This window comes from Burkholderia sp. B21-005 (assembly GCF_020843965.1).
Lineage (GTDB): Bacteria > Pseudomonadota > Gammaproteobacteria > Burkholderiales > Burkholderiaceae > Burkholderia > Burkholderia ambifaria.
Genome location: NZ_CP086301.1, coordinates 127,108 through 147,825, shown reverse-complemented (window position 1 = coordinate 147,825; position 20,718 = coordinate 127,108). Strand labels below are relative to the sequence as shown.

Sequence of the window (20,718 nt, the reverse complement as noted above, 5' to 3'; positions counted from 1 at the left end):
CGGGCAGCGTTCCGCCGCCGCCCGGCCGGCCCCGGCACTTCGCCCCCTGCTCCGGCGCTCAGAAGAATCCGAGCGCCTCGGCCTGGTAGCTGACCAGCAGGCACTTCGTCTGCTGATAGTTCGACAGCGCCATCTTGTGCGTCTCGCGACCGATGCCCGACTGCTTGTAGCCGCCGAACGCCGCGTGCGCCGGGTACAGGTGGTAGCAGTTGGTCCACACGCGGCCGGCCTCGACCTCGCGGCCCATCCGGTACGCACGCGTGCCGTTGCGCGTCCACACGCCCGCGCCGAGCCCGTAGAACGTGTCGTTCGCGAGTTCGATCGCTTCCTGCTCGTCCTTGAACGTCATCACCGACGCGACCGGCCCGAAGATCTCTTCCTGGAACACGCGCATCTTGTTGTTGCCGAACAGCATCGTCGGCTTCACGTAGTAGCCCGTGCCGAGCTCGGCGGCCGGCGCCGTGCGCTCGCCGCCCGTCAGGCATTGCGCGCCTTCGTCGCGGCCGATGTCGATGTACGACAGGATCTTGTCGAGCTGCTGCTGCGACGCCTGCGCGCCGATCATCGTCTGCAGGTCGAGCGGGTGGCCGCCCTTGATGCGCTCGACGCGCGCGACGGCCTTCTCGATGAAGCGTTCGTAGATCGACTCCTGGATCAGGATCCGCGACGGGCACGTGCACACCTCGCCCTGGTTCAGCGCGAACATCGCGAGGCCTTCGAGCGCCTTGTCGAGGAACGCGTCGTCCTGGTCGAGCACGTCCGCGAAGAAGATGTTCGGGCTCTTGCCGCCCAGTTCCACCGTCGACGGGATCAGGCTGTCGGCCGCCGCATGCAGGATGTGCTTGCCGACCGGCGTCGAGCCGGTGAACGCGATCTTCGCGATCCGCTTGCTGGTCGCGAGCGCCTCGCCCGCTTCCTTGCCGAAGCCGCTCACGATGTTGATCGTGCCGGCCGGGAACAGGTCGCCGATCAGCTCCATCAGCACCATCACCGACGCGGGCGTCTGCTCGGCCGGCTTCATCACCACGCAGCAGCCGGCCGCGAGTGCCGGCGCGAGCTTCCATGCGGCCATCAGCAGCGGGAAGTTCCACGGGATGATCTGGCCGACGACGCCGAGCGGCTCGTGGAAGTGATACGCGACGGTGTTGTCGTCGATCTCGGAAATGCCGCCTTCCTGCGCGCGGATGCAGCCCGCGAAATAGCGGAAGTGGTCGATCGCGAGCGGCAGGTCGGCCGCCATCGTCTCGCGCAGCGGCTTGCCGTTGTCGATCGTCTCGGCCACGGCGAGCAGCTTCAGGTTCTTTTCCATCCGGTCGGCGGCGGCCAGCAGCAGGTTCGCGCGCTCGGCGACCGACGTCTTGCCCCACTTGCGGCGCGCGGCGTGCGCGGCGTCGAGTGCGACCTCGATGTCGTCGGCGCTCGAGCGCGGCACGCGGCAGAACGGCTTGCCGTTGATCGGCGACACGTTCTCGAAATACTCGCCCTTCACCGGCGGAACCCACTTGCCGCCGATGTAGTTGTCGTACTGCTGACGGTACGGATATTCGACGTCGAGGCCCAGTTGCTTCAGGTCAAACGGGTTCATACATGTCTCCTGTTCATCGTGCTTGTGTGAATGCAGCGCCGGTTGGATCGCGCTGCACGGTTTACGCAACATGCGTGCCACACGGGCCGAAAACGGAACAGGAGCGGTGCGTCCGGCCGCCCGCCGGGCGCGGTGCCGGCGCACGGGAAACGAGTGTGCCGATTCTGAACACCGCGACGGCACAGCGGCGCGGCGGGTGTTCGGATTTTTCACAGCGCACCGGCGCACACGTCGCCGCGCACCACGCGCACCGCATGGCATGTCGCTTGCGTGCGCAACGCGGATCCGCACGCCGCGGCCACGCACGGACCGACACCATGAACGAACCGGGCCCCCTCAGCGACGATGTCGTCGCGTTCATCCGCGAACAGGCGTTCCTGATCGTCGCGACCGCGAACGCGGTGGGCGACAGCGACTGCTCGTATCGCGGCCGGCAACCGCGCGCGAACGGTTCGTTCGCGCCCCTCGTCGACCTGCCCGATCGCCGTACGCTCGTGCTGCCCGACTTCGCGGGCAACAACCTGTTCAACACGATCGGCAACCTGCTCGTGAATCCGGCGATTGCGCTGCTGTTCGTCGATTTCGTCCGGCAGACGACGTGGCTCGTGCAAGGGCGCGCGACGATCGACGAAGACGCGGGAAGCCACGCGCACCTGTGGCCGGCTGCTCAGCGTTACGTGATCGTTGAAGTCGAAAGCGCGCACGCGCGCGCCGAAGCCGGGCTACCACCGCTCGTGCTGGCGTGACGGCGCCGCTCGGATAATCGTCGGCACGCGGCCACGGCGATGAAGGCACGCGCGTGCGCTGTCGCTGCCATTGCCGGAATCCGCCGCCCCGACGACACCGTGCTCAGCGCCCGTTTGCGTCCGCACACGCCGGTTCGCTCCGGCGCCGCGCCGACGCTTGGCCACGCGGCGGCTCACCTTCATCGCGGCGCCCTTGCGCAATCGCCGGCCGCGCGCCAAGAAACGCGAACACCACGCCCGCGCACAGCACCGTGACAACCGCGAGCCCGATCAGCAGCCGGTCTAACGCGTGCGTATAGCTCGCGAGCAGCACCGCACGATCGACGCCCGGCAACACGGCCGCCGCGCCGGCGAGATCGCCGGTCGCGAGCCGCGCGGCGGCCCGCAGCGTCGCGCCGGACGTGCCGGCCGCCATCCGCCGCAAATCGGCGTGCGCGAACGTCGCGAGCACCGCGCCGACAATCGCGAGCGCGATCCCCTCGCCCGCCACGCGCGTCGTGCTGAAGATCCCGGTCGCCATCCCCGCGCGCTCCTTCGGCACGACGCTGACCGACAGCCCGTCCATCAGCCCCCACGGCATGCCGGCCCCCACGCCGATCGCGAGCATCGGCGCGATCGCCGCCGGCCCCGCGCCGCCGCGCAGCGCGACGCCCAGCCACACGAGGCCCGCCGCCGCGAGCAAGAGCCCGAGCCCCGAGATCACGCCGGCCGACAGCCGGCGCGTGAGCGTCGCCGCGACGAACGGCACGACGAGCATCGGCGCGGAAATCGCAAGCATCAGCCAGCCCGTGTCGATCTCGCTGAAACCGTCGATGCCGATGAAGCGCAGCGGCAGCACGACGAGCAGCACGATGTAGCAGCAGCAGGTCGATACCGGCAGCACCTGCACGCCGACGAAGCGCGGAATCCGGAACAGCGACAGGTCGAGCATCGGCCGCGCGACGCGCGTCTCGATCGCGACGAACGCGCATGCGCCGAGCGCCGCGCCCACCAGCAGCGCGACGACGAGCGGATGCGTCCAGCCGCGCGCGGGCGCCTCGATCACGCCGAACGTGAACAGCGTGAGCGCGGCGGTGAACGCGGTCGTGCCGGGCCAGTCGAGCCCCGTCGCGTGCGGATCGCGCGATTCGTGCATGCGCGGCAGCCCGAACGCGAGCGACAGCGCGCCGGCCGCCGCGCCCGTAACGAAGATCGCGCGCCAGCCGTAGTGCGCGATCAGGACGCCGGCAAGCACGGGCCCGAACGCGAGCCCGATCCCGAACGTCGTGCCGAGCAGGCTGAACGCACGCGTGCGCGCCGCACCGTCGAACTCCTGCGCGAGCGCGGCCGTGCCGCCCGCAAGCGCCGCGGCCGCCGCGAGCCCCTGCGCGGCGCGCAGCAGGTCGAGCGCGAGCATCGACGGTGCGAACGCGAGCGCGACCGACATCAGCGTGAAGCCACCGACGCCGATCGCGAACACGCGCTTGCGGCCGAACTGGTCGGCCAGCGCGCCCGCCGCCATCAGGAAACTGCCGAACGCGAGCATGAACGCGTTGGTGATCCAGTTCATCGCGACCGGCCCGCCGTGCAGGTCGCGGCCGATCGCGGGCGTCGCGACCGCGCCGCCCGAAAACGACAACGGCAGCGCGACGGCGGCCATGCAGACGGCGGCCAGCACCCACGCGCGCCGGCGCGCCGAGCTGGCCGAATCGGGTGAAAACGGGTGATCCATCATCGCTCCTCGAAATGCGGGCGCGGCTGCGCCGCCAGAGCGATCAAAGATAAATCCGATTCAATCGACGAAAAACCGTGCAAGACTCCGGATATAACGGACTAATATTCCGCAATCAGCCTCTTCGCCTCTCCTTGCCGGCCCGCTTATGTCGATGGAAAACCTGAACGGCATCGCCGCCTTCGTCCGCACCGCCGAGGCGCTCAGCTTCGTCGCGGCCGGCCGCGCGCTCGGCATTTCCGCGTCCGCCGTCGGCAAGACGATCGCGCGGCTCGAGCAGTCACTCGGCGTGCGCCTGTTCAACCGCACGACGCGGCGCGTCACGCTGACCGACGAAGGGCGCCATTTCTACGAACGCTGCCAGCGGATCCTCGCGGATTTTCGCGATGCGGAAGCGACCGTGACGGCATCCGCGCAGCGCCCGCGCGGCAAGCTGCGCGTGAGCCTGCCGGTGATCGGCTACCGGTTCCTGCTGCCGGTGCTGCCCGAATTCAGGCAGCGCTATCCGGACGTCGAGCTCGACCTGGATTTCAACGACCGGATGGTGGACGTCGTCGAAGGCGGCTTCGATGCAGTGATCCGCAGCGGTCCGCTGTCGGATTCGAGCCTGATGTCGCGGCGGCTCGGCCCGTTCGCGTTCGTGCTGTGCGCGACGCCCGCGTATCTCGCGCAGGCCGGCACGCCGCGCGCGCCGCACGATCTCGAAGCGCACGATTGCGTGCGTTACTGCTTCCCGACCACCGGCAAGCTGCAGGACTGGGCGCTCGCCGCCCGCGACGGGACGCCGCTGAAGCTGCGCACCGCGATGACCTGCAACAACATGGAAGCGCTGCGCGGCGCGGTCATGGCGGGGCTCGGCATCGGCTACATGCCCGACTTCCTCGCGCGCGACGCGCTGGACACCGGCGCGCTCGTCACCGTGCTCGACGACTACCGGATCGCGCCGGGGCAGTTCTCGATCGTATGGCCGTCAAGCCGGCAGTTGTCGCCGAAGCTGCGCGTGTTCGTCGACTTCCTGTGCGAGCGGCTGTTCAAGTAGATAGGTAGACGGCTGGCGCGCTAGGCACCGCCGCCCCGTCATTCCACGCCGATCCGCTCCGCGTCCGCCTGCGGCAGCAGCGCATCGCTGTCGTCCTTCAGCCCGACACCCGTGAGCCCGAGCCGCCGCGCATGCGTCATCAGGTAATGCAGCTTGTGCGCGGCGGCGGCATGCGGGAGCCCCTCGGGCCGCACGTTCGAGATGCAGTTGCGCAGCGCGTCGTGGCAGCCGACCTTCGGCGCCCACGTCAGGTACACGCCGAGACTGTCGGGCGAGCTGAGCCCCGGCCGTTCGCCAATCAGCATCGCGACGACCTTCGCGCGCAGCAGCTCGCCGATCTCGTCGCCGAGCGCGACGCGCGCCTGCGTCGCGACCACCACCGGGCCGATCCGCCAGCCGTCCGCGTCGAGCCGCGGCCGCACGGCCTGCAGCAGCGGCAGCGCCTGCTTCGCGGCCGCGAACGCCGACAGCCCGTCGCCGACCACGAACACCACATCGGGCGCGTCGTCGAGCGCCGCACCGTAGCCGGCCAGCAGCCCGCGGCTGTCATCCGACAGCTTGCGGCCGAGGTCGGGCCGGCGCAGATAGTGGTCGCGGTCCGGCGCGGCGCTCTGCACGCCGAGCGTCGGCAGCAAGCCGGCCGCCTCGATCGCGCGCCGCAGCGCGTCCGCGTCGAGCGGCTGGTGCACGGCGTCGCGCGCCTGCGCGTGAGACAGGTTGAACGCGAGCAGCGGCGCGGTCGGCAGGCTGTTGCCCGCGCGGCCGAGCGCGATCCGCGCGTTCGTGAACGACCTCAGCTGCGCCCACGGATTCTTTTCGACGGCGTCGCTCATGCGGAAATCCCCATCCAGTCGTTCGCGCCCGCGAGCAGCGGCACGCGCGCGCTCGCCACGCGCAGCGCGCCGTGCGCGTCGGCGATCTCCATCGTCTCCAGCCACTCTTCGAACTCGGGCGCGCGGCGCAGGCCGAGCACCTCGCGCACGTAGAGCTGGTCGTGAAACGACGTGCTCTGGTAGTTCAGCATCACGTCGTCCGCGCCCGGAATCCCCATGATGAAGTTGATGCCGGCCGCACCCAGCAGCGTCAGCAGCGTGTCCATGTCGTCCTGGTCGGCTTCCGCGTGGTTCGTGTAGCAGATGTCGCAGCCCATCGGCACGCCGAGCAGCTTGCCGCAGAAGTGATCCTCGAGCCCCGCGCGGATGATCTGCTTGCCGTCGTACAGGTATTCGGGCCCGATGAAGCCGACCACCGTGTTCACGAGGAACGGGTCGAACTTGCGCGCGACCGCGTACGCCCGCACCTCGCAGGTCTGCTGGTCGACGCCGAAGTGCGCGTTCGCCGACAGCGCGCTGCCCTGGCCCGTCTCGAAATACATCAGGTTGTTGCCGACGGTGCCGCGCCCGAGCGACAACGCGGCCTCGCGCGCCTCGCCGAGCAGCGCGAGCGAGATCCCGAAGCTCGCGTTCGCCTTCTCGGTGCCCGCGATCGACTGGAACACCAGGTCCACCGGCGCACCCTTCTCGATCGCGGCGATCGTGTTCGTCACGTGAGTGAGCACACACGACTGCGTCGGCACGCCGTAGCGTTCGCGGAACCCGTCGATCATCGCGAGCAGCTTCACGATCGCCGCGAGGCTGTCGGTCGCCGGGTTGATGCCGATCATCGCGTCGCCGCAGCCGTACATCAGCCCGTCGAGCATCGATGCGGCGATCCCCTTCACGTCGTCGGTCGGGTGGTTCGGCTGCAGCCGCACCGACATCCGGCCGGCCAGCCCGACCGTGTTGCGAAAGCGCGTGACGACGCGGCGTTTCCTGGCAGCCGCGATCAGGTCCTGGTTGCGCATCAGCTTCGACACAGCCGCGACCATCTCCGGCGTGAGGCCCGGCGCGATCCGCTCGAGCGCGGCGCCGTCGGCCGCGGGCGACAGCAGCCAGTTGCGGAAATCGCCGACCGTCAGGTGCGAGATTTCCGCAAACGCGGCCGCGTCGTGATCGTCGAGGATCAGGCGCGTGACCTCGTCGTGTTCGTACGGAATCAGCGCCTCGTTCAGGAATGCCTTCAGCGGCACGCCCGCGAGCGCGATCTTCGCGGCGACGCGCTCCTCCTCGCTCGCCGCCGCGACGCCGGCGAGCTGGTCGCCGGAGCGCAACGGGCTCGCCTTCGCGAGCAGCGTCTTCAGGTCCGCGAAGCGGTACGTGCGCGGGCCGATCGTCTCCGTGTAGGCCATCGTTCGAATCTCCTTGCCAGTCCTTGCCCATCCTTGCCAGACGCCGACGGCGCGCCCGTTCGACGGGGCGCGCCGGATGCCGTCAGGCGCGGCCGTGCGGGTTCGCCATGCTCACTCCTCGAGCGCCACGTCGCCCGGCGCGCTCGCGCGCTGCGAACGGGTCGCGAGGAAGTACGCGTAGCCGAGCGCGAGGAACGCGACGAACACCATCGCCACCAGCCCGTTGAAGACCACCATCGTCCCGAGGCAGATCAGGGCCGCCACGATCGCGAACGCCGGGAAGAACGGGTACAGCGGCGCGCGGAACGGCCGCGCCATGTCCGGCTGCGAACGGCGCAGCTTGAACAGCGCCGCCATGCTTACGATATACATCACGATCGCACCGAACACCGACATCGTCACGATATTCGCGGTGAGCGTCTGGCCGCCGAACTGGATCAGCTCGTCGCTATAGATCGCGGCGATCCCGACCACGCCGCCCGCGAGAATCGCGCGATAAGGCGTCCGGAAGCGCGGATGCACCTTCGCGAGCCATTCGGGCAGGTAGCCCTCGCGCGCCAGCGCGAAGATCTGGCGCGAATAGCCGAGGATGATCCCGTGGAACGACGCGACCAGCCCGAACAGCCCGAGCCACACGAGCATGTGCATCCAGCCGCTGTTCGCGCCGACGATGTACTTCATCGCCTGCGGCAGCGGGTCGTTGATGTTCGCGAGCTTGGTCCAGTCGCCCGCGCCGCCGGCGAACACCATCACGCCGATCGCCAGCGCGACGAGGGTCAGGATGCCGGCCACGTATGCGATCGGGATCGAGCGCTTCGGGTTCTTCGCCTCCTCGGCGGCCATCGCGACGCCTTCGATCGCGAGGAAGAACCAGATCGCGAACGGGATCGCCGCGAACATCCCGTGGAATGCGCCGACGCTGAAATGATCGGCGCCCGACCAGCCGCCCTTCGTGAAGTTGCTCCACGCGAAGCCCGGCGACACGACGCCCATGAACACCAGCAGCTCGAAGATCGCGAACAGCGTGACGACCAGCTCGAACGTCGCGGCGATCTGCACGCCGACGATGTTGAGCGCCATGAATACGAGATACGCACCCATCGCCGCGTGTTTCGGTTCGAGCCCCGGAAACTGCACGTGCAGGTACGCGCCGATTGCCAGCGCGATCGCGGGCGGCGCGAACACGAACTCGACGAGCGTCGCCGCGCCGGCGAGATAGCCGCCCGCCGGGCCGAACGCGCGGCGCGCATACGCGAACGGGCCGCCCGCGTGCGGGATCGACGTCGTCAGTTCGGTGAAGCTGAAGATGAAGGTGGTGTACATCGCCGCGACGAACACCGCGGTGATCACGAAACCCAGCGTGCCGGCACTCGCCCAGCCGTAGCTCCAGCCGAAGTATTCGCCGGAAATCACGAGGCCGACTGCAATGCCCCACAGTTGCCAGGTCCCGAGCGTCTGCTGCAGCGCGGGCTGGCCGGACGACTTGGCGCCGGCGGCGGGCCGGCCATTCGACTCTGCTTTCATCGGATTCTCCTGAAAGGCGCCGGCCTGCCGGCCCGCGCGACTGAGAATCGATGCTAGAGAGTCATTAAAGGACGTGTTATCGAAATTCGGCAAAGATGACGGCTGGCGTTTCGCCGACGGCAACGCCGGCCGTGGCTAGCGCTCGTGATGCGCCCGTCATGCGCGCGCCATCCGGCCGCACGAGGCGGCCGGATGGGCGACGCGACGCCGCTTACTGGCCGCCGCCGCGCTGGTTGAACCAGCGGTCGAGCAGCTTGCCGGCCGCTTCGCGGCCGCCGAGGCCGAACGACAGCGCGACCGCCACCGCGATCGCGCCGAGCACGAGGCCGAACGCGAGCTGCACGATCTCGTTGGCGATGCCCATCGCGCGCAGCCCCATCGCGAACACGAGGCCGAGGATCGCGAATTGCGCGATCCGCGCGAACAGCACGCTGTGTTCGCGGTCGGCCTGCTCGATCACGCGGCGCGCGAGGCTAGCGAGCCACACGCCGATCACGAGGATCACGCCACCCATCAGCACGTGGCCGCCGAATTCGATGAACAGCGTGACGACGTCGCGCACCTGCGTGAAGCCGAGCCGGTTCGCGGCCTCGACCGCCGCGAACAGCATCGCGAAGAACACGATCAGCCGCGCGACCAGCACCGACGGCTGCAGAATTCCCGAGAACACGCGCTCGACGCCGAGCACGGCCGGCAGCCCGTCGGCGCCGGCGGCTTCCAGCAGCTTCTGCGCGAGCGACGCGACGAAGCGCGCGAAATAGAACGTGACCAGCACGATCACGATCGCCGCGACGATGTCCGGCACCGCGCCGAGAAACTGGTTCAGCATGTTGGTGGCGGGAATCGAGATCGCGTCGATCTTCAGCGCGTCGAGCGCGGAGATCAGCGTCGGCACGAACACGAACACGTAGACGATCGTGCCGATCAGGCTCGACACGCGCACCGGCGTCGGACTGTCGAGACTCGCGGTGAGGCGGTCGGCGCCGGCGGCGACCAGCAGGTTCGTCACGAGGCCGCGCAGCACGCGCGCGACGATCCAGCCGACGACGCCGATCACCGCGGCCGCGAACAGGTTCGGCACGATCGCGAGCAGCTTGTCGACCATCCCCTGCACCGGCGACAGCAGGCCGGACAGCGCGAACGACCCGAGGATCGCCGGCAGGAACATCAGGATCACGAGCCAGAACAGCACGTCGCCGAGATAGCCGCTCATCGGCTGCATGCCCGCGCTTTCGGACAGCTTGTCGTCGACCTTGCTCGCTCGCAGCGCGCGGTTCGCGAGGCTGCGCAGCAGCGATGCGATCAACCACGCGATCAGCGTCAGCGCCGCGCCGCCGATCAGGTTCGGCAGGTAGTTGACGATGTGCGTGACCAGCAGCGAGAACGGATTGGACACCGCGTACAGGTTGAGCACATTGAAGATGCCCACCGCGGTGACGAGCAGCACGAGCCAGAACAGCCCGCCGGCGATGATCCGCTCGACATACGCGCCCTGCCCGGTGCTTTCGTTGATCCGCTGATCGACCTTCAGCGCGTGGAGCAGCCGGAGCGCGCCGGCCCGCACCACCACGGCGATCAGCCAGCCGATCACCAGGATGCCGATCGCACCGGCGATCTTGGGCAGGTATCCGCCTAGCGTGGTCTGCAGCGACGTGATGAAGCTGGAAGCATCCATTTCTTATTCTCCCGAAAAACGTGGCGTTGCGATTGAACATCGACGAACTACCCGCGTACTTCGACAACCGTGCATTGGCGCCCGACCAACTTACCCGAGAAAAATGACGCGTTCACCCGATTTCACCGTCTTTAACTTTAGACAAGATCGACGGGGACGAGACCCAATTTCGCCGGAATAAAAAGGGGCGGATTTGGTGGTCCTACGTATCGCCGCAGGTTTTATCGATCGGCTGCGTGCTACCGTGACGTCGATTCTTGCGGGGGACGTACGGCGAAACCCCTGCGTGGGTCCGCCATGCGACACGCGTCGCGCGCTGTACGGCGAGTCGATCGTGCTGACGGTGCGGCGGGGTCCACCGGCGGATTTATCCGTTACAGAGAGGAGAGGAAGACATGTTCAGGCATGAAGTCGAGATCCGGCGGCTGCCGGAACTGCGCGGTTATGCGGTGGCGCATACAGGCGCGTACCTGAAGATCGGCGACGCGTTCGGGCAGATCGGAGCGTGGGTCGGGCAGCACGGGCTGATCGGCCCCGGCGCGAAGATGATCGGGATCTTCTACGACGATCCCGATACCACGCCGCAAGCGCAGTTGCGCGCGAAAGCGGGCTTCGTGCCGGCCGACGGCGCGCCGGACGTCGAGCCGGCGCCGCCCGTCGAGCGCATGACGATCGCCGGTGGCGAGTACGCGGTGCTGCTGCATACGGGACCCTATGCGGACCTGAAGACGGCCTACCAGTGGTTGTACGGCGACTGGCTGCGTCAGTCGGGCCGCGAAGCCGCCGACGCGCCGCCGTTCGAGCTGTATCTGAATACGCCAATGGATGCGGCGCCGGCCGACCTGCGCACCGAGATTCATTTGCCGCTGCGTTGATCGGCGGGCCGGGATTCGGGCGGTCGGACGGTCGGACGGTCGGACGGACGGACGGTCGGTCGGTCGGTCGGTCGGACGGTCGGTCGGTCGGTCGGTCGGTCGGTCGGTCGGTCGGTCGGTCGGGCTGGCCGGCTGGCCGGCTGGCTGTCGGGCTGTCGGGCTGTCGGGCTGTCGGGCTGTCGGGCTGTCGGGCTGTCGGGCTGTCGGGCTGTCGGGCTGTCGGGCTATCGGGCTATCGGGCTGGCCGGCTGGCGGGCTGGCGGGCGCGAGCCAGCGCCCCGTTGCCACATCATGGCCGTTGCAGGCGCCATCCCGAAGTCGAGATCGGCTGTCACGCCGGCAACAAGGCCCGCGAGCGAGCCTTACCCGGCCTGCGTCCCGCAGCCCGGACAGAAGCGCGCGTCGGCGGCCAGCGCCGCGTGGCAGCGACTGCACGCGTTGCCGCGCTGCGATGCGCCGCACTGCGCGCAGAAACGCGCATCCGCCGCGTTGATCGCGCCGCAGCCCGCACATGCGAGCTGGCGCAGCGGCACGTTGCCGCCCGGGCCGCCCCGCGCATCGGCCGACGGTTGCCCGCCCCAGCCGTGACGGTCGCGGCCGCGCGCATCGTGGCCGCCGTGGCCTTCCCGGCCCGCTCCGCCATGATGGCCGCCACCGCCATGGCCGCCACTACCGTGTCCGCCGCCATGACCACGCCCGTGGCCGCCCAGGATCCGTTTCAGAAAGCTTATCACCCGCGCCTCATCGCTGCGTCTGCGCGCCGTCGAACACGCCGGCTTTCGACAGCAGCCGCAACCCGTTGCCGACGACGATCAGGCTCGCGCCCGCGTCGGCGAACACGGCCATCCACATCGTGCCGAGCCCGGCGACCGTGAGGCCGAGGAACACGATCTTCACGCCGAGCGCGAAGCCGATGTTCTGCACCAGCACGCGATGCGTCGCGCGCGACAGCCGCACGAACGCGGGAATCTTGCGCAGGTCGTCGTCCATCAGCGCGACGTCGGCCGTCTCGATTGCCGTGTCGGTGCCCATCGCGCCCATCGCGAAGCCGATGTCGGCGCGCGCAAGCGCCGGTGCGTCGTTGATCCCGTCACCGACCATCCCGACCGCGCCCGTGCCGCCCGCAGACAGTTCCTCGACCGCCGCGAGCTTGTCCTCGGGCAACTGGTTACCGCGCGCATCGTCGATGCCGGCCTGCTGCGCGATCGCCTGCGCGGTGTGCGGGTTGTCGCCGGTCAGCATCGCGGTGCGGATGCCGAGCGCGTGCAGGTCGGCGATCGCCGCGCGGCTGGTGTCCTTGATCGTGTCGGCCACCGCGAAGATGCCGAGCACGCGCGTATCGTCGACCAGCATCACGACGCTCTTGCCCTGCCGCTCGAGCGCGTCGAGCTTCGCCTCCAGCGCGGGCGAGCAGCGTTCGAGCTCCTTGACGAGCCGGTGGTTGCCGAGCCAGTAACGCGTACCGTCGATGGTGCCGCGCACGCCGCGCCCGACGAGCGCTTCGAACGCCTCCACCTCGGCGAACGCCGCCGTCTGCGCGTCGCGGGCCGCCGCCGCGATCGCCTGCGACACCGGGTGATCGGAGCGCGCCGCAAGGCTCGCGCCGAGGTGACGCACGCGTGCGGCGTCGACGTCCGTTGCATGCAGGTCGAAATCGGTCTGCACCGGCTTGCCGTGCGTGATCGTGCCGGTCTTGTCGAGCGCGAGCCATGCGAGCTTGCGGCCTTCTTCCAGATACACGCCGCCCTTCACGAGTATCCCGCGCCGTGCCGCGGCCGCGAGCCCCGACACGATCGTCACCGGCGTCGAGATCACCAGCGCGCACGGGCACGCGATCACGAGCAGCACCAGCGCGCGGTAGATCCAGTCATGCCACGCGCCGCCCATGACGAGCGGCGGCGCCACCGCGACCAGCAGCGCGATCGCGAACACGATCGGCGTGTAGACGCGGGCGAACTGGTCGACGAAGCGCTGCGTCGGCGCCTTCGCGCCCTGCGCTTGCTCGACTGCGTGGATGATCCGCGCGAGCGTCGAGTTGGCGGCAACCGCCGTCACGCGATAGTCGAACGAACCCGCCTCGTTGATCGTGCCCGCGTACACCGCATCGCCTGTCGTCTTGTCGACCGGCAGGCTCTCGCCGGTGATCGGCGCCTGGTTCACCGTCGAGCGGCCCGCGACGACTTCGCCGTCCAGCCCGATCCGCTCGCCCGGCTTCACGCGCACGACCGCGCCGAGCGCGACCTGCGCGGCCTCGATCGTGCGCCACGTGCCGTCGGCGCCCTGCACGGTCGCGGTGTCCGGCGCGAGCTGCATCAGGCCCTGGATCGCGTTGCGCGCACGGTCGAGCGACTTCGCCTCGATCAGCTCGGCGATCGTGAACAGCACCATCACCATCGCGGCTTCCGGCCACTGGCCGATCGCCATCGCGCCCGTCACCGCGATACTCATCAGCGCGTTGATGTTCAGGTTGCCGTTGCGGATCGCGATCCAGCCCTTCTTGTAGGTGGTCAGCCCGCACGCGAGCACCGCCGCGAGCGCCAGCACGGCCGACAGCCACACCGGCAGGCCGGCCCAGCTCACGGCCTCGGATGCGATCGCGGCGACGCCCGCCAGCGCGAGCGGCCACCACGGCTTCGCGGGCGGCGGCGCGACGGGCGTCGCCGGCGCGTCGGCCGCTGCGGCCTCCGGCGTCATCCCGAGCGTGCGGATCGCGCTTTCGATCGCGGGCTGCGCGCCCGGCACGTGGTCGATGGTCAGCATCCGCTGCATCAGGTTGAATTCGAGCGCCGACACTTGCTGCATCCCGCCGAGCTTCTTGCGGATCAGCGTTTCCTCGGTCGGGCAGTCCATCTGCATGATCCGGAACGCGGAGCGCACGTGACCCGACGCGGTCGCCCGCGCGACCGGCAGCGGCGCGAGCGTCAGCGCGGCCGGCGCGCAGCAGGCGCCGGCGGCGTGGTCGTGGTCGTGGTCGTGGTCGTGGTCGTGGTCGTGGTCGTGGTCGTGGTCGTGGTCGTGGTCGTGGTCGTGGTCGTGACCAGCATGGTCATGCGCCGCATGATCGTGCGAGCACGCAGCGCCGTGCACATGCCCGTCGCCATGCGCGTGGTCGGCCTGATCGCCGCGGTCGTGCCCCGTGCCCTGCGCGGATGCGTGATCGTGGTCATGATCGTGACCGCGTCCATGCGGCTGCGCGCCGCGCGCTGCCGCGTCGCCGTGCGCGTGCTCGCCGGCCGCCGGCGCCGCATCGGCAACGGTCGCCGCCTGCGTGTCGCGCGCGTCGGCGCTGCAGGTCGCGGCGCCGCCGGCATGACGGTGTCGTGGGTCGTGGGGACGCTGCGCGTCGGTCATGACAACCTCCTCTATGGCTTGACGGTGTAGAGTTAACACCCTGAAGCCACTACAAGGTCAACCCTTGCAACGGAGAAAGCCATGAAGATCGGCGAATTGGCCAAGGCGGCCCGCTGCACGCCCGAAACGATCCGTTTCTACGAGCGCGAGGGGCTGATGCCCGATGCGGAGCGCACCGATGCGAACTACCGCAACTACACCGACGTGCACGTCGAACGGCTGCGCTTCATCCGCAACTGCCGCGCGCTCGACATGGCGCACGACGAAATCCGCACGCTGCTGCAGCTCACCGACACGCCGGCCGACCCGTGCGATTCGGTCAACACGCTGCTCGACGAGCACATCGGCCACGTCGATGCGCGCCTCGCCGAACTGACGCATCTGCGCGACCAGCTCACCGAATTGCGCCGCCAGTGCGTCGGCGAACATTCGGTGGAGGATTGCGGAATCGTGCATGGTCTCGCGACGATGGAAACCGTCGCGCCGCCTGCAAAGCGCTCGCACCTCGGCTGAAACCCTTGTGAAATATGATAGTCTAGTTAATACTAGTTATATTCTTACTAGACATAATCGAACTATTCATGACATCGGGCCGCCCGTCTCCGCTCGCGCTCGCGGTCCTCGCGACGCTCACCGAAACGCCGATGCATCCGTACGGGATGCTGCAGCAGCTGAAGGCGCGCGGCTACGACGAAGTCGTCAACGTGCGGCAGCGCACGAGCCTCTACCAGACAATCGATCGTCTGCTGCGCGACGGGCTGATCGCCGTGCACGACACCGAGCGCGACGGCGCGTTTCCCGAGCGCACGCTGTACACGCTGACCGAGGCCGGACACATGGCCGGCCAGGCGTGGCTGCATGCGCTGCTCGCGGAGCCCGCGCGCGAGTTTCCGGCGTTCGGCGCCGGCCTTGCCTTCCTGCCGCTGCTCGACGCCGACGACGCGCGCCAGCAACTCGAGCGCCGCATCGCCGCGCTCGAAGCCGAACGCGAACGTCTCGAGTCGCTGCGCAATGCCGCGCAGAACGACCAGGTGCCGCGCCTGTTCCTGCTGCAGAACGAGCATGCGCTCGTGCTGCTCAACGCGGAGCTCGACTGGGCACGCAGCGTCGTCGAACACCTGAAGATCGGCGCGCTGCGCTGGGTCGACGGCTGACGCGCGTCACCATCGGCTCGCGCCGATCAAAGCACCTTGCCGGGATTAAGTAGGCCAGCGGGATCGAGCGCGGCCTTCAGGCGCCGCATCAGGCCGATTTCGGCTTCGCCGCGCGTGTGGCCGAGATAGGCTCGCTTGAGCATGCCGATGCCGTGCTCCGCCGACACCGAGCCGCCCATCTCGCGGACGACCCCGTACACGCACCGATCGATCGCGTCGGCGTCCGCGTCGCGCATGCCGGCGAGCGATACGCCGATATGCACGTTGCCGTCACCGACGTGGCCGAAGCACAGACACACGATGTCGGGCCAAAGCGCGCGCAATGCCCCTTCGCAGCGCTCGGCGAACAGGCCGAGTTCGCCGGTCGGCAGGCTCACGTCGAAGTTCATCAGATGCGGCAGCGCATCGATTGCGAGGCCCTCGCGCAATGTCCACAGGTCACGCGCCTGCCGCTCCGAGGTCGCCAGCGCGGCATCGTCAACGAGTCCCATGTCGATCGCATCCGCGAGAGCAGTTTCCAGTGCCTCGCGCGCATCGCCGCGCGGGGCGCTCGTCGCGCACTCGATCAGCACCGCGAAGCTGCCGTCGCCCGCGAACGGCGCGACGACGCCGGGCGTATGACGCGCCACGTAGTCGTAGAAAGCCGGCCACATCGCTTCGAAACTGACGATCTCCGGTAGTGCGCGCAGGCGGTTCCACAACGCGACGACGGCGTCGTAGCCATGCACCCGGCAGAGTGCGGTGGCCGGTGCGGCGAGCTTGGGATGCAGCCGCAGCACCGCGCGCGTGACGACGCCGAGCGTGCCTTCGCTGCCGATGAACAACTGCTTCAGGTCGTAGCCCGCGTTGTTCTTCAGCATCCGGTTCATCGACGACACCACGGTGCCGTCGGCCAGCACAGCCTCGAGCCCGAGCACCTGCTCGCGCATCATGCCGTAGCGGATCGCGCGCGTTCCGCCCGCGTTGGTCGCGAGCATGCCGCCGATCTGGCACGAGCCACGCGCGCCGAGATCCACACCGAACGTGAAACCCGCCGCGTCCGCCGCTTCCTGCACCGTCTGCAGCGGCGTCCCGGCGCGCACCGTCATCGTCCCTGCCGCCGCGTCGATTGCTTCGACGCCGGCGAAACGTTCCAGCGACAGCACGACCTCGCCGCCCAGCGCGACCGCGCCGCGCGCAAGCCCCGTGAGGCCGCCCTGCGGCACGACCGGCTGCCCAAGCCGCGTGCACAGCGCAAGCGTGCGTGACACGTCGTCGACGCTGCGCGGCCGCACCAGCGCGCGCGGCCGCACGCCGGCCGGCTCGTTGTACGCGGTGAAGTAGTGCGGATCGATCTCGGCCGCCCGCGTGACGAGTGCGTCGCCCAAGCCGGCGACGAGCGCCGCCTCGAGCGCGTCGTCCGCCAGCGGTGCCGCGCCGTGACCGTTTTTCGCGGCAGCCGTATCCAGGCTCTGCATCACGCGCGCCCGCTTACTTGGTGGAAATGTCGATGTCGCCGAAGTACTTCTGGCCGAGCGACTTCACCGTGCCGTCCGCCTTCAGCTTGTCGATCGCCGCATCGAGCTTCGCCTTCAGCGCGTCGTCGCCCTTGCGCAGGCCGAACGCGATCCCGCTGCCGAGAATGCGCTCGTCGCGCACCGGCTGACCGACGAACGAGAAGCCCTTGCCGTCCGGACGCGACAGGAAGCCGCGCTGGCCGGCCGGCGCGAGCACCAGCGTCGCGTCGAGGCGGCCCGCCACGAGATCCGCATACGCCTGGTTCTGGTCCTGGTACGCGACGATCGACACGCCGGCCGGCTCCCAGTGCGCCTTCGCGTAGGTTTCCTGGATCGACGCCTGCAGCACGCCGACGCGCTTGCCCTTCAGCGATTCCGGCGTCGGCAGCAGGCCGCTGCCGGTGCGCGCGATCAGTTGCGTCGGCACGCGATAGATGATCGTCGTGAAGTCGATCGCCTGACGCCGCTGTTCGGTCGCATTCATCGCCGAGTTGATCGCGTCGAACTTGCGGCCTTTGAGCGCGGGAATCAATCCGTCGAACGACGTCTCGACCCACTTGCACGACAGCTTCGCGCTCTGGCAGACGGCGTTGCCGACGTCGATGTCGAAGCCCTGCAGGTCGCCGTTCGGCGCCTTCGATTCGAACGGCGGGTACTGCGCCTCCAGGCCGAAACGCAGGGTCTGGCCGTCGGCGAACGCCGCACCGGCGCCGAGTGCGCATGCGAGTGCAAACGCGAGTTTCAGGGTGTGTCCGTGCTTCATCGTGATCTCCTGACTTGTCGACCGGCGCCGCGCTTCGGCACGTGCTCCGGTCCCATCCGTGGCCTTCGGTGCGACGTACATGTCGCCTGCTTGGGTGCGGGCTCGCGCCCGCGATTACAGCGACCGCAACCGCCGCGCGCCTTCGATCAGCGTCGCGTCGTCCTTCGAGAAACTGAGGCGAATCACGCCCGCGTCGGTGCCGTCGGCATAGAACGCCGACAGCGGAATCGTTGCGACGCGCGCATCGCGGATCAGGCGCAGCACGAAGTCGCTGTCGCGCTCGTCCGAAAAGTGCCGGAACCGCGCGAGCATGAAGAACGAGCCTTCGCTCGGCAGCAGCTCGAAGCGCGAATCGGCCAGCTCGCGCGCGAGCAGGTCGCGCTTGGCCTGGTAGAACGCCGACAGGCCGAGATAGCTTTCGGGCCGCGCGAGGATCTCCGCGAACGCGACCTGCATCGGCGTATCGGCCGAGAACACCATGAACTGGTGCACCTTGCGGATCTCGCCCATCAGCTCGGCCGGCGCGAGGCAATGACCGACCCGCCAGCCCGTCACGTGGAACGACTTGCCGAACGACGACACGATCACGCTGCGCTCGGCCAGCTCGCGATGACGCGCGACGCTCTGGTGCTGCGCGCCGTCGAACACGACGTGCTCGTAGACTTCGTCGGACAACACCACGATGTCGGTATCGCGCGTGAGCTGCGCGAGCCGTTCGAGATCGTCGGCGGAAAACACCGTCGCGGTCGGGTTGTGCGGCGTGTTGACGATGATCATCCGCGTGCGCGGCGTGATCGCCGCGGCCACTTCGTCCCAGTTCACGCGGAAATGCCCGGACGACAGCTTGATCGCGACCGGCGTCGCGCCCTGCATCCGCACGATCGGCGCATAGCTGTCGAACGACGGCTCGAAATAAATCACTTCGTCGCCCGGATGCACGAGCGCGCTGATCGCCGCGTAGAGCCCTTCGCTCGCACTCGCGATCACGGTGATCTCGGTGCCCGGGTCGTAGCGCGTGCCGTACAGCGCCTCGGTCTTCTCCGCGAGCCGCTCGCGCAGCGACGTGAGGCCGGCCATCGGCGCGTACTGGTTGTGGCCGTCGCGCATCGCGCGCGCGACGCCCTCGACGAGCGCCGGATCGGGCGCGAAATTCGGCGCGCCCTGCGACAGGTTCAGCGCATCGTGCTGCGCGGCGAGCTGGCCGATCACCGTGAAGATCGTCGTCCCGACTTCCGGCAGTTTCGAACGGGGCGTGGTGGCGCTTCGCATGACTCCTCCTTCTGGTGTCCCTTCTGGCTGGCCCGCGCAACGCGCGCGGCCCGGCTCATGCCGCATGATTTAGCCCGAGCCAATAACCGCGGACAACCGAAAGTTCGTCATGGAGGCCATGCATTTTTCTCATGGCCTTGCAGCAGAAAGGCGCGACGCTACCGTGGTGCCGCCGGCCGCGCATGCGAATCAGGCATTACCCCTAGGGCCTGTTCACGCTAATAACGGGCTTGCGCTGGCCCCCAGAAGGGCCGAGCGCAAGGAATGCGACGAAGCGAATACTCGACGTATTCGCGAGGCGCATGACGCGGCGATCGGCCCTTCTGGGGGCCAGCCCCACGAATGGTTTTTCCAAACAGGGGAACGTGCCTTTCCGCCCGCATTGCGGCGTCGTTCGTCGTTGCAATAGCTACGGCTATTGCGCCTCCTCACTCCTTGCCCTGCGGGCGGAAAGGCACGTTCGCAAGCCCGTTATTAGCGTGAACAGGCCCTAGGGCCGTGCAGCCGCAGCGGGCGTCACTCGCCCGCTGCCGCCAGATAGCCGCGCAGCACGGCTTGAAGCTCACCGCGCAACGCGGCGAAATCGAGTGAGGGCCCGAGCGTGAGCAGCGCCTGCGACACGCCGCCGTAGCAGATCGTATGCGCCATCCGTGCGATCCCGTCGAGCCGCGCGGCCGGCGGCGGATCGGCGGCCTGCGCGAACGCGTCGCGCCACAGCGCGACATACGCGTCGTAATGCCGGCGGTACGCAGCGAGCGGCGACACCTGCCGCTCCAGCGCGAAGAAAGCGCTCCAAAGCGCGGCGTCGGCGCCGATCGCGTCGACCTGCACATCCACCAGCGCGGCCGCGAGTTCGGCGCGCGGCGCGCCGCCAAGGCCGTGCGCCGCGTCGCGCAGCCGGTCGGCCAGCGCCTGCACGCGCCGGTGGATGCACAGCGCGGCGAGGCTCTGCTTGTCGCCGAAGTATTCGTAGAAGGTGCCGATGCTCACGCCCGCGACGGCCGCGATCTCGCGGATCGTCGCCTTCGCGTAGCCGCGCTCGATCAAAAGCTGAACGAATGCCTGCTGGAGCGCGTCGGACGTGGCCTGCGCGCGCGACTGGCGCGGCCGGCGGCGCAATGCGGGCGCGGGTTGCGCCGCCGGCTGGCCGGGCGGCGCCGGAACCTGAACATGTCGCGGCGGCATATTTGCTACTCTGAAATTCAGCGGATACACGTTTGACCGGAAGCCGGCGCTGGCGCGCAATCGCCAGCGCGACGGCGCCCGAGCGGCAGACCGCGAAGCACGAGACCGGAGACAGCCC

At 68.9% G+C, this 20,718-nt stretch carries 17 protein-coding genes and 1 pseudogene; 6 read left to right on the top strand and 12 right to left on the bottom strand.

The window, feature by feature from the left end; translation table 11 throughout:
- Positions 1–58 precede the first annotated feature (58 nt).
- The gene (locus LMA02_RS00650) at positions 59–1,585 is read right to left on the bottom strand and encodes an aldehyde dehydrogenase family protein (protein WP_228906413.1); all 1,527 of its coding nucleotides are present in this window, start codon (positions 1,583–1,585) and stop codon (positions 59–61) included.
- Between the two features lie 317 nt (positions 1,586–1,902).
- On the opposite strand from LMA02_RS00650, the gene LMA02_RS00645 reads away from it, so the two are divergent.
- On the top strand, positions 1,903–2,331 hold the full coding sequence (locus LMA02_RS00645; protein ID WP_228906411.1) for a pyridoxamine 5'-phosphate oxidase family protein: 429 nt from the start codon (positions 1,903–1,905) through the stop codon (positions 2,329–2,331).
- Positions 2,332–2,434: 103 nt separating this feature from the next.
- Here the strand turns inward: LMA02_RS00645 and LMA02_RS00640 are convergent, their stop codons facing one another.
- Complete coding sequence (locus tag LMA02_RS00640) at positions 2,435–4,042, bottom strand: MFS transporter (RefSeq protein WP_228906409.1); 1,608 nt, start codon at positions 4,040–4,042, stop codon at positions 2,435–2,437.
- 154 nt (positions 4,043–4,196) lie between these two features.
- On the opposite strand from LMA02_RS00640, the gene LMA02_RS00635 reads away from it, so the two are divergent.
- Positions 4,197–5,081 carry a LysR family transcriptional regulator gene (locus LMA02_RS00635; protein WP_228906408.1) on the top strand — a complete coding sequence of 295 codons (885 nt, stop codon included), beginning with the start codon at positions 4,197–4,199 and terminating at the stop codon, positions 5,079–5,081.
- A gap of 38 nt (positions 5,082–5,119) precedes the next feature.
- Here the strand turns inward: LMA02_RS00635 and eutC are convergent, their stop codons facing one another.
- The 4 genes from eutC to LMA02_RS00615 all read right to left on the bottom strand — a co-directional run bounded on the left by eutC (position 5,120) and on the right by LMA02_RS00615 (position 10,507).
- A complete protein-coding gene (gene eutC / locus LMA02_RS00630) occupies positions 5,120–5,914 on the bottom strand; it encodes an ethanolamine ammonia-lyase subunit EutC (RefSeq protein ID WP_228906407.1) in 795 nt (264 codons plus the stop codon).
- Positions 5,911–7,308: an ethanolamine ammonia-lyase subunit EutB gene (locus LMA02_RS00625; protein WP_228906406.1), complete on the bottom strand. Its 1,398-nt coding sequence runs from the start codon at positions 7,306–7,308 to the stop codon at positions 5,911–5,913. Before LMA02_RS00625 ends, eutC begins: the two co-directional genes overlap by 4 nt.
- A gap of 111 nt (positions 7,309–7,419) precedes the next feature.
- Positions 7,420–8,832 (bottom strand): ethanolamine permease, encoded by a 1,413-nt coding sequence (eat, locus tag LMA02_RS00620; protein WP_166726160.1) that lies wholly within the window; start codon positions 8,830–8,832, stop codon positions 7,420–7,422.
- 211 nt (positions 8,833–9,043) lie between these two features.
- The gene (locus tag LMA02_RS00615) at positions 9,044–10,507 is read right to left on the bottom strand and encodes a mechanosensitive ion channel (RefSeq protein WP_228906405.1); all 1,464 of its coding nucleotides are present in this window, start codon (positions 10,505–10,507) and stop codon (positions 9,044–9,046) included.
- 350 nt (positions 10,508–10,857) lie between these two features.
- On the opposite strand from LMA02_RS00615, the pseudogene LMA02_RS00610 reads away from it, so the two are divergent.
- A pseudogene (locus LMA02_RS00610) lies at positions 10,858–11,382 on the top strand (AraC family transcriptional regulator); the annotation flags it as partial.
- Between the two features lie 362 nt (positions 11,383–11,744).
- Here LMA02_RS00610 and LMA02_RS00605 read toward each other — a convergent pair.
- Both LMA02_RS00605 and LMA02_RS00600 read right to left on the bottom strand, forming a co-directional pair.
- Complete coding sequence (locus LMA02_RS00605; RefSeq protein WP_228907591.1) at positions 11,745–12,113, bottom strand: zinc ribbon domain-containing protein; 369 nt, start codon at positions 12,111–12,113, stop codon at positions 11,745–11,747.
- A 10-nt stretch (positions 12,114–12,123) separates the two neighbouring features.
- Entirely contained in the window at positions 12,124–14,232 is a 2,109-nt protein-coding gene (locus LMA02_RS00600) for a heavy metal translocating P-type ATPase (protein ID WP_228906401.1), read from the bottom strand.
- Here LMA02_RS00600 and LMA02_RS00595 point away from each other — a divergent pair.
- The 3 genes from LMA02_RS00595 to LMA02_RS00585 all read left to right on the top strand — a co-directional run bounded on the left by LMA02_RS00595 (position 14,176) and on the right by LMA02_RS00585 (position 15,887).
- Positions 14,176–14,763, top strand: coding sequence for a hypothetical protein (locus LMA02_RS00595; RefSeq protein ID WP_228906399.1), 588 nt, complete (start codon positions 14,176–14,178; stop codon positions 14,761–14,763). The two genes, LMA02_RS00600 and LMA02_RS00595, sit on opposite strands and share 57 nt — an antisense overlap.
- Before the next feature lie 51 nt (positions 14,764–14,814).
- Positions 14,815–15,246: a Cd(II)/Pb(II)-responsive transcriptional regulator gene (cadR, locus tag LMA02_RS00590; RefSeq protein WP_228906397.1), complete on the top strand. Its 432-nt coding sequence runs from the start codon at positions 14,815–14,817 to the stop codon at positions 15,244–15,246.
- A gap of 68 nt (positions 15,247–15,314) precedes the next feature.
- Entirely contained in the window at positions 15,315–15,887 is a 573-nt protein-coding gene (locus tag LMA02_RS00585; RefSeq protein ID WP_228906396.1) for a PadR family transcriptional regulator, read from the top strand.
- A 26-nt stretch (positions 15,888–15,913) separates the two neighbouring features.
- On the opposite strand, the gene LMA02_RS00580 is transcribed toward LMA02_RS00585, so the two are convergent.
- The 4 genes from LMA02_RS00580 to LMA02_RS00565 all read right to left on the bottom strand — a co-directional run bounded on the left by LMA02_RS00580 (position 15,914) and on the right by LMA02_RS00565 (position 20,600).
- A complete protein-coding gene (locus LMA02_RS00580) occupies positions 15,914–17,344 on the bottom strand; it encodes an FAD-binding oxidoreductase (protein WP_228906395.1) in 1,431 nt (476 codons plus the stop codon).
- 13 nt (positions 17,345–17,357) lie between these two features.
- Positions 17,358–18,146, bottom strand: a complete 789-nt coding sequence (locus LMA02_RS00575) for an ABC transporter substrate-binding protein (protein ID WP_105830738.1) — start codon at positions 18,144–18,146, stop codon at positions 17,358–17,360.
- 114 nt (positions 18,147–18,260) lie between these two features.
- Positions 18,261–19,415, bottom strand: coding sequence for a pyridoxal phosphate-dependent aminotransferase (locus LMA02_RS00570; protein WP_228906394.1), 1,155 nt, complete (start codon positions 19,413–19,415; stop codon positions 18,261–18,263).
- Positions 19,416–19,931: 516 nt separating this feature from the next.
- Positions 19,932–20,600 carry a TetR/AcrR family transcriptional regulator gene (locus LMA02_RS00565; RefSeq protein WP_228906393.1) on the bottom strand — a complete coding sequence of 223 codons (669 nt, stop codon included), beginning with the start codon at positions 20,598–20,600 and terminating at the stop codon, positions 19,932–19,934.
- Between the last annotated feature and the right edge of the window lie 118 nt (positions 20,601–20,718).

What these genes read in the sequence shown, in the direction of transcription:
- LMA02_RS00650 (WP_228906413.1), bottom strand. Translation starts at nt 1,585, where the DNA reads ATGAACCCGTTTGACCTGAAGCAACTGGGCCTCGACGTCGAATATCCG.
- LMA02_RS00645 (WP_228906411.1), top strand. Translation starts at nt 1,903, where the DNA reads ATGAACGAACCGGGCCCCCTCAGCGACGATGTCGTCGCGTTCATCCGC.
- LMA02_RS00640 (WP_228906409.1), bottom strand. Translation starts at nt 4,042, where the DNA reads ATGGATCACCCGTTTTCACCCGATTCGGCCAGCTCGGCGCGCCGGCGC.
- LMA02_RS00635 (WP_228906408.1), top strand. Translation starts at nt 4,197, where the DNA reads ATGGAAAACCTGAACGGCATCGCCGCCTTCGTCCGCACCGCCGAGGCG.
- eutC (WP_228906407.1), bottom strand. Translation starts at nt 5,914, where the DNA reads ATGAGCGACGCCGTCGAAAAGAATCCGTGGGCGCAGCTGAGGTCGTTC.
- LMA02_RS00625 (WP_228906406.1), bottom strand. Translation starts at nt 7,308, where the DNA reads ATGGCCTACACGGAGACGATCGGCCCGCGCACGTACCGCTTCGCGGAC.
- eat (WP_166726160.1), bottom strand. Translation starts at nt 8,832, where the DNA reads ATGAAAGCAGAGTCGAATGGCCGGCCCGCCGCCGGCGCCAAGTCGTCC.
- LMA02_RS00615 (WP_228906405.1), bottom strand. Translation starts at nt 10,507, where the DNA reads ATGGATGCTTCCAGCTTCATCACGTCGCTGCAGACCACGCTAGGCGGA.
- LMA02_RS00600 (WP_228906401.1), bottom strand. Translation starts at nt 14,232, where the DNA reads ATGGACTGCCCGACCGAGGAAACGCTGATCCGCAAGAAGCTCGGCGGG.
- cadR (WP_228906397.1), top strand. Translation starts at nt 14,815, where the DNA reads ATGAAGATCGGCGAATTGGCCAAGGCGGCCCGCTGCACGCCCGAAACG.
- LMA02_RS00585 (WP_228906396.1), top strand. Translation starts at nt 15,315, where the DNA reads ATGACATCGGGCCGCCCGTCTCCGCTCGCGCTCGCGGTCCTCGCGACG.
- LMA02_RS00580 (WP_228906395.1), bottom strand. Translation starts at nt 17,344, where the DNA reads ATGCAGAGCCTGGATACGGCTGCCGCGAAAAACGGTCACGGCGCGGCA.
- LMA02_RS00575 (WP_105830738.1), bottom strand. Translation starts at nt 18,146, where the DNA reads ATGAAGCACGGACACACCCTGAAACTCGCGTTTGCACTCGCATGCGCA.
- LMA02_RS00570 (WP_228906394.1), bottom strand. Translation starts at nt 19,415, where the DNA reads ATGCGAAGCGCCACCACGCCCCGTTCGAAACTGCCGGAAGTCGGGACG.
- LMA02_RS00565 (WP_228906393.1), bottom strand. Translation starts at nt 20,600, where the DNA reads ATGCCGCCGCGACATGTTCAGGTTCCGGCGCCGCCCGGCCAGCCGGCG.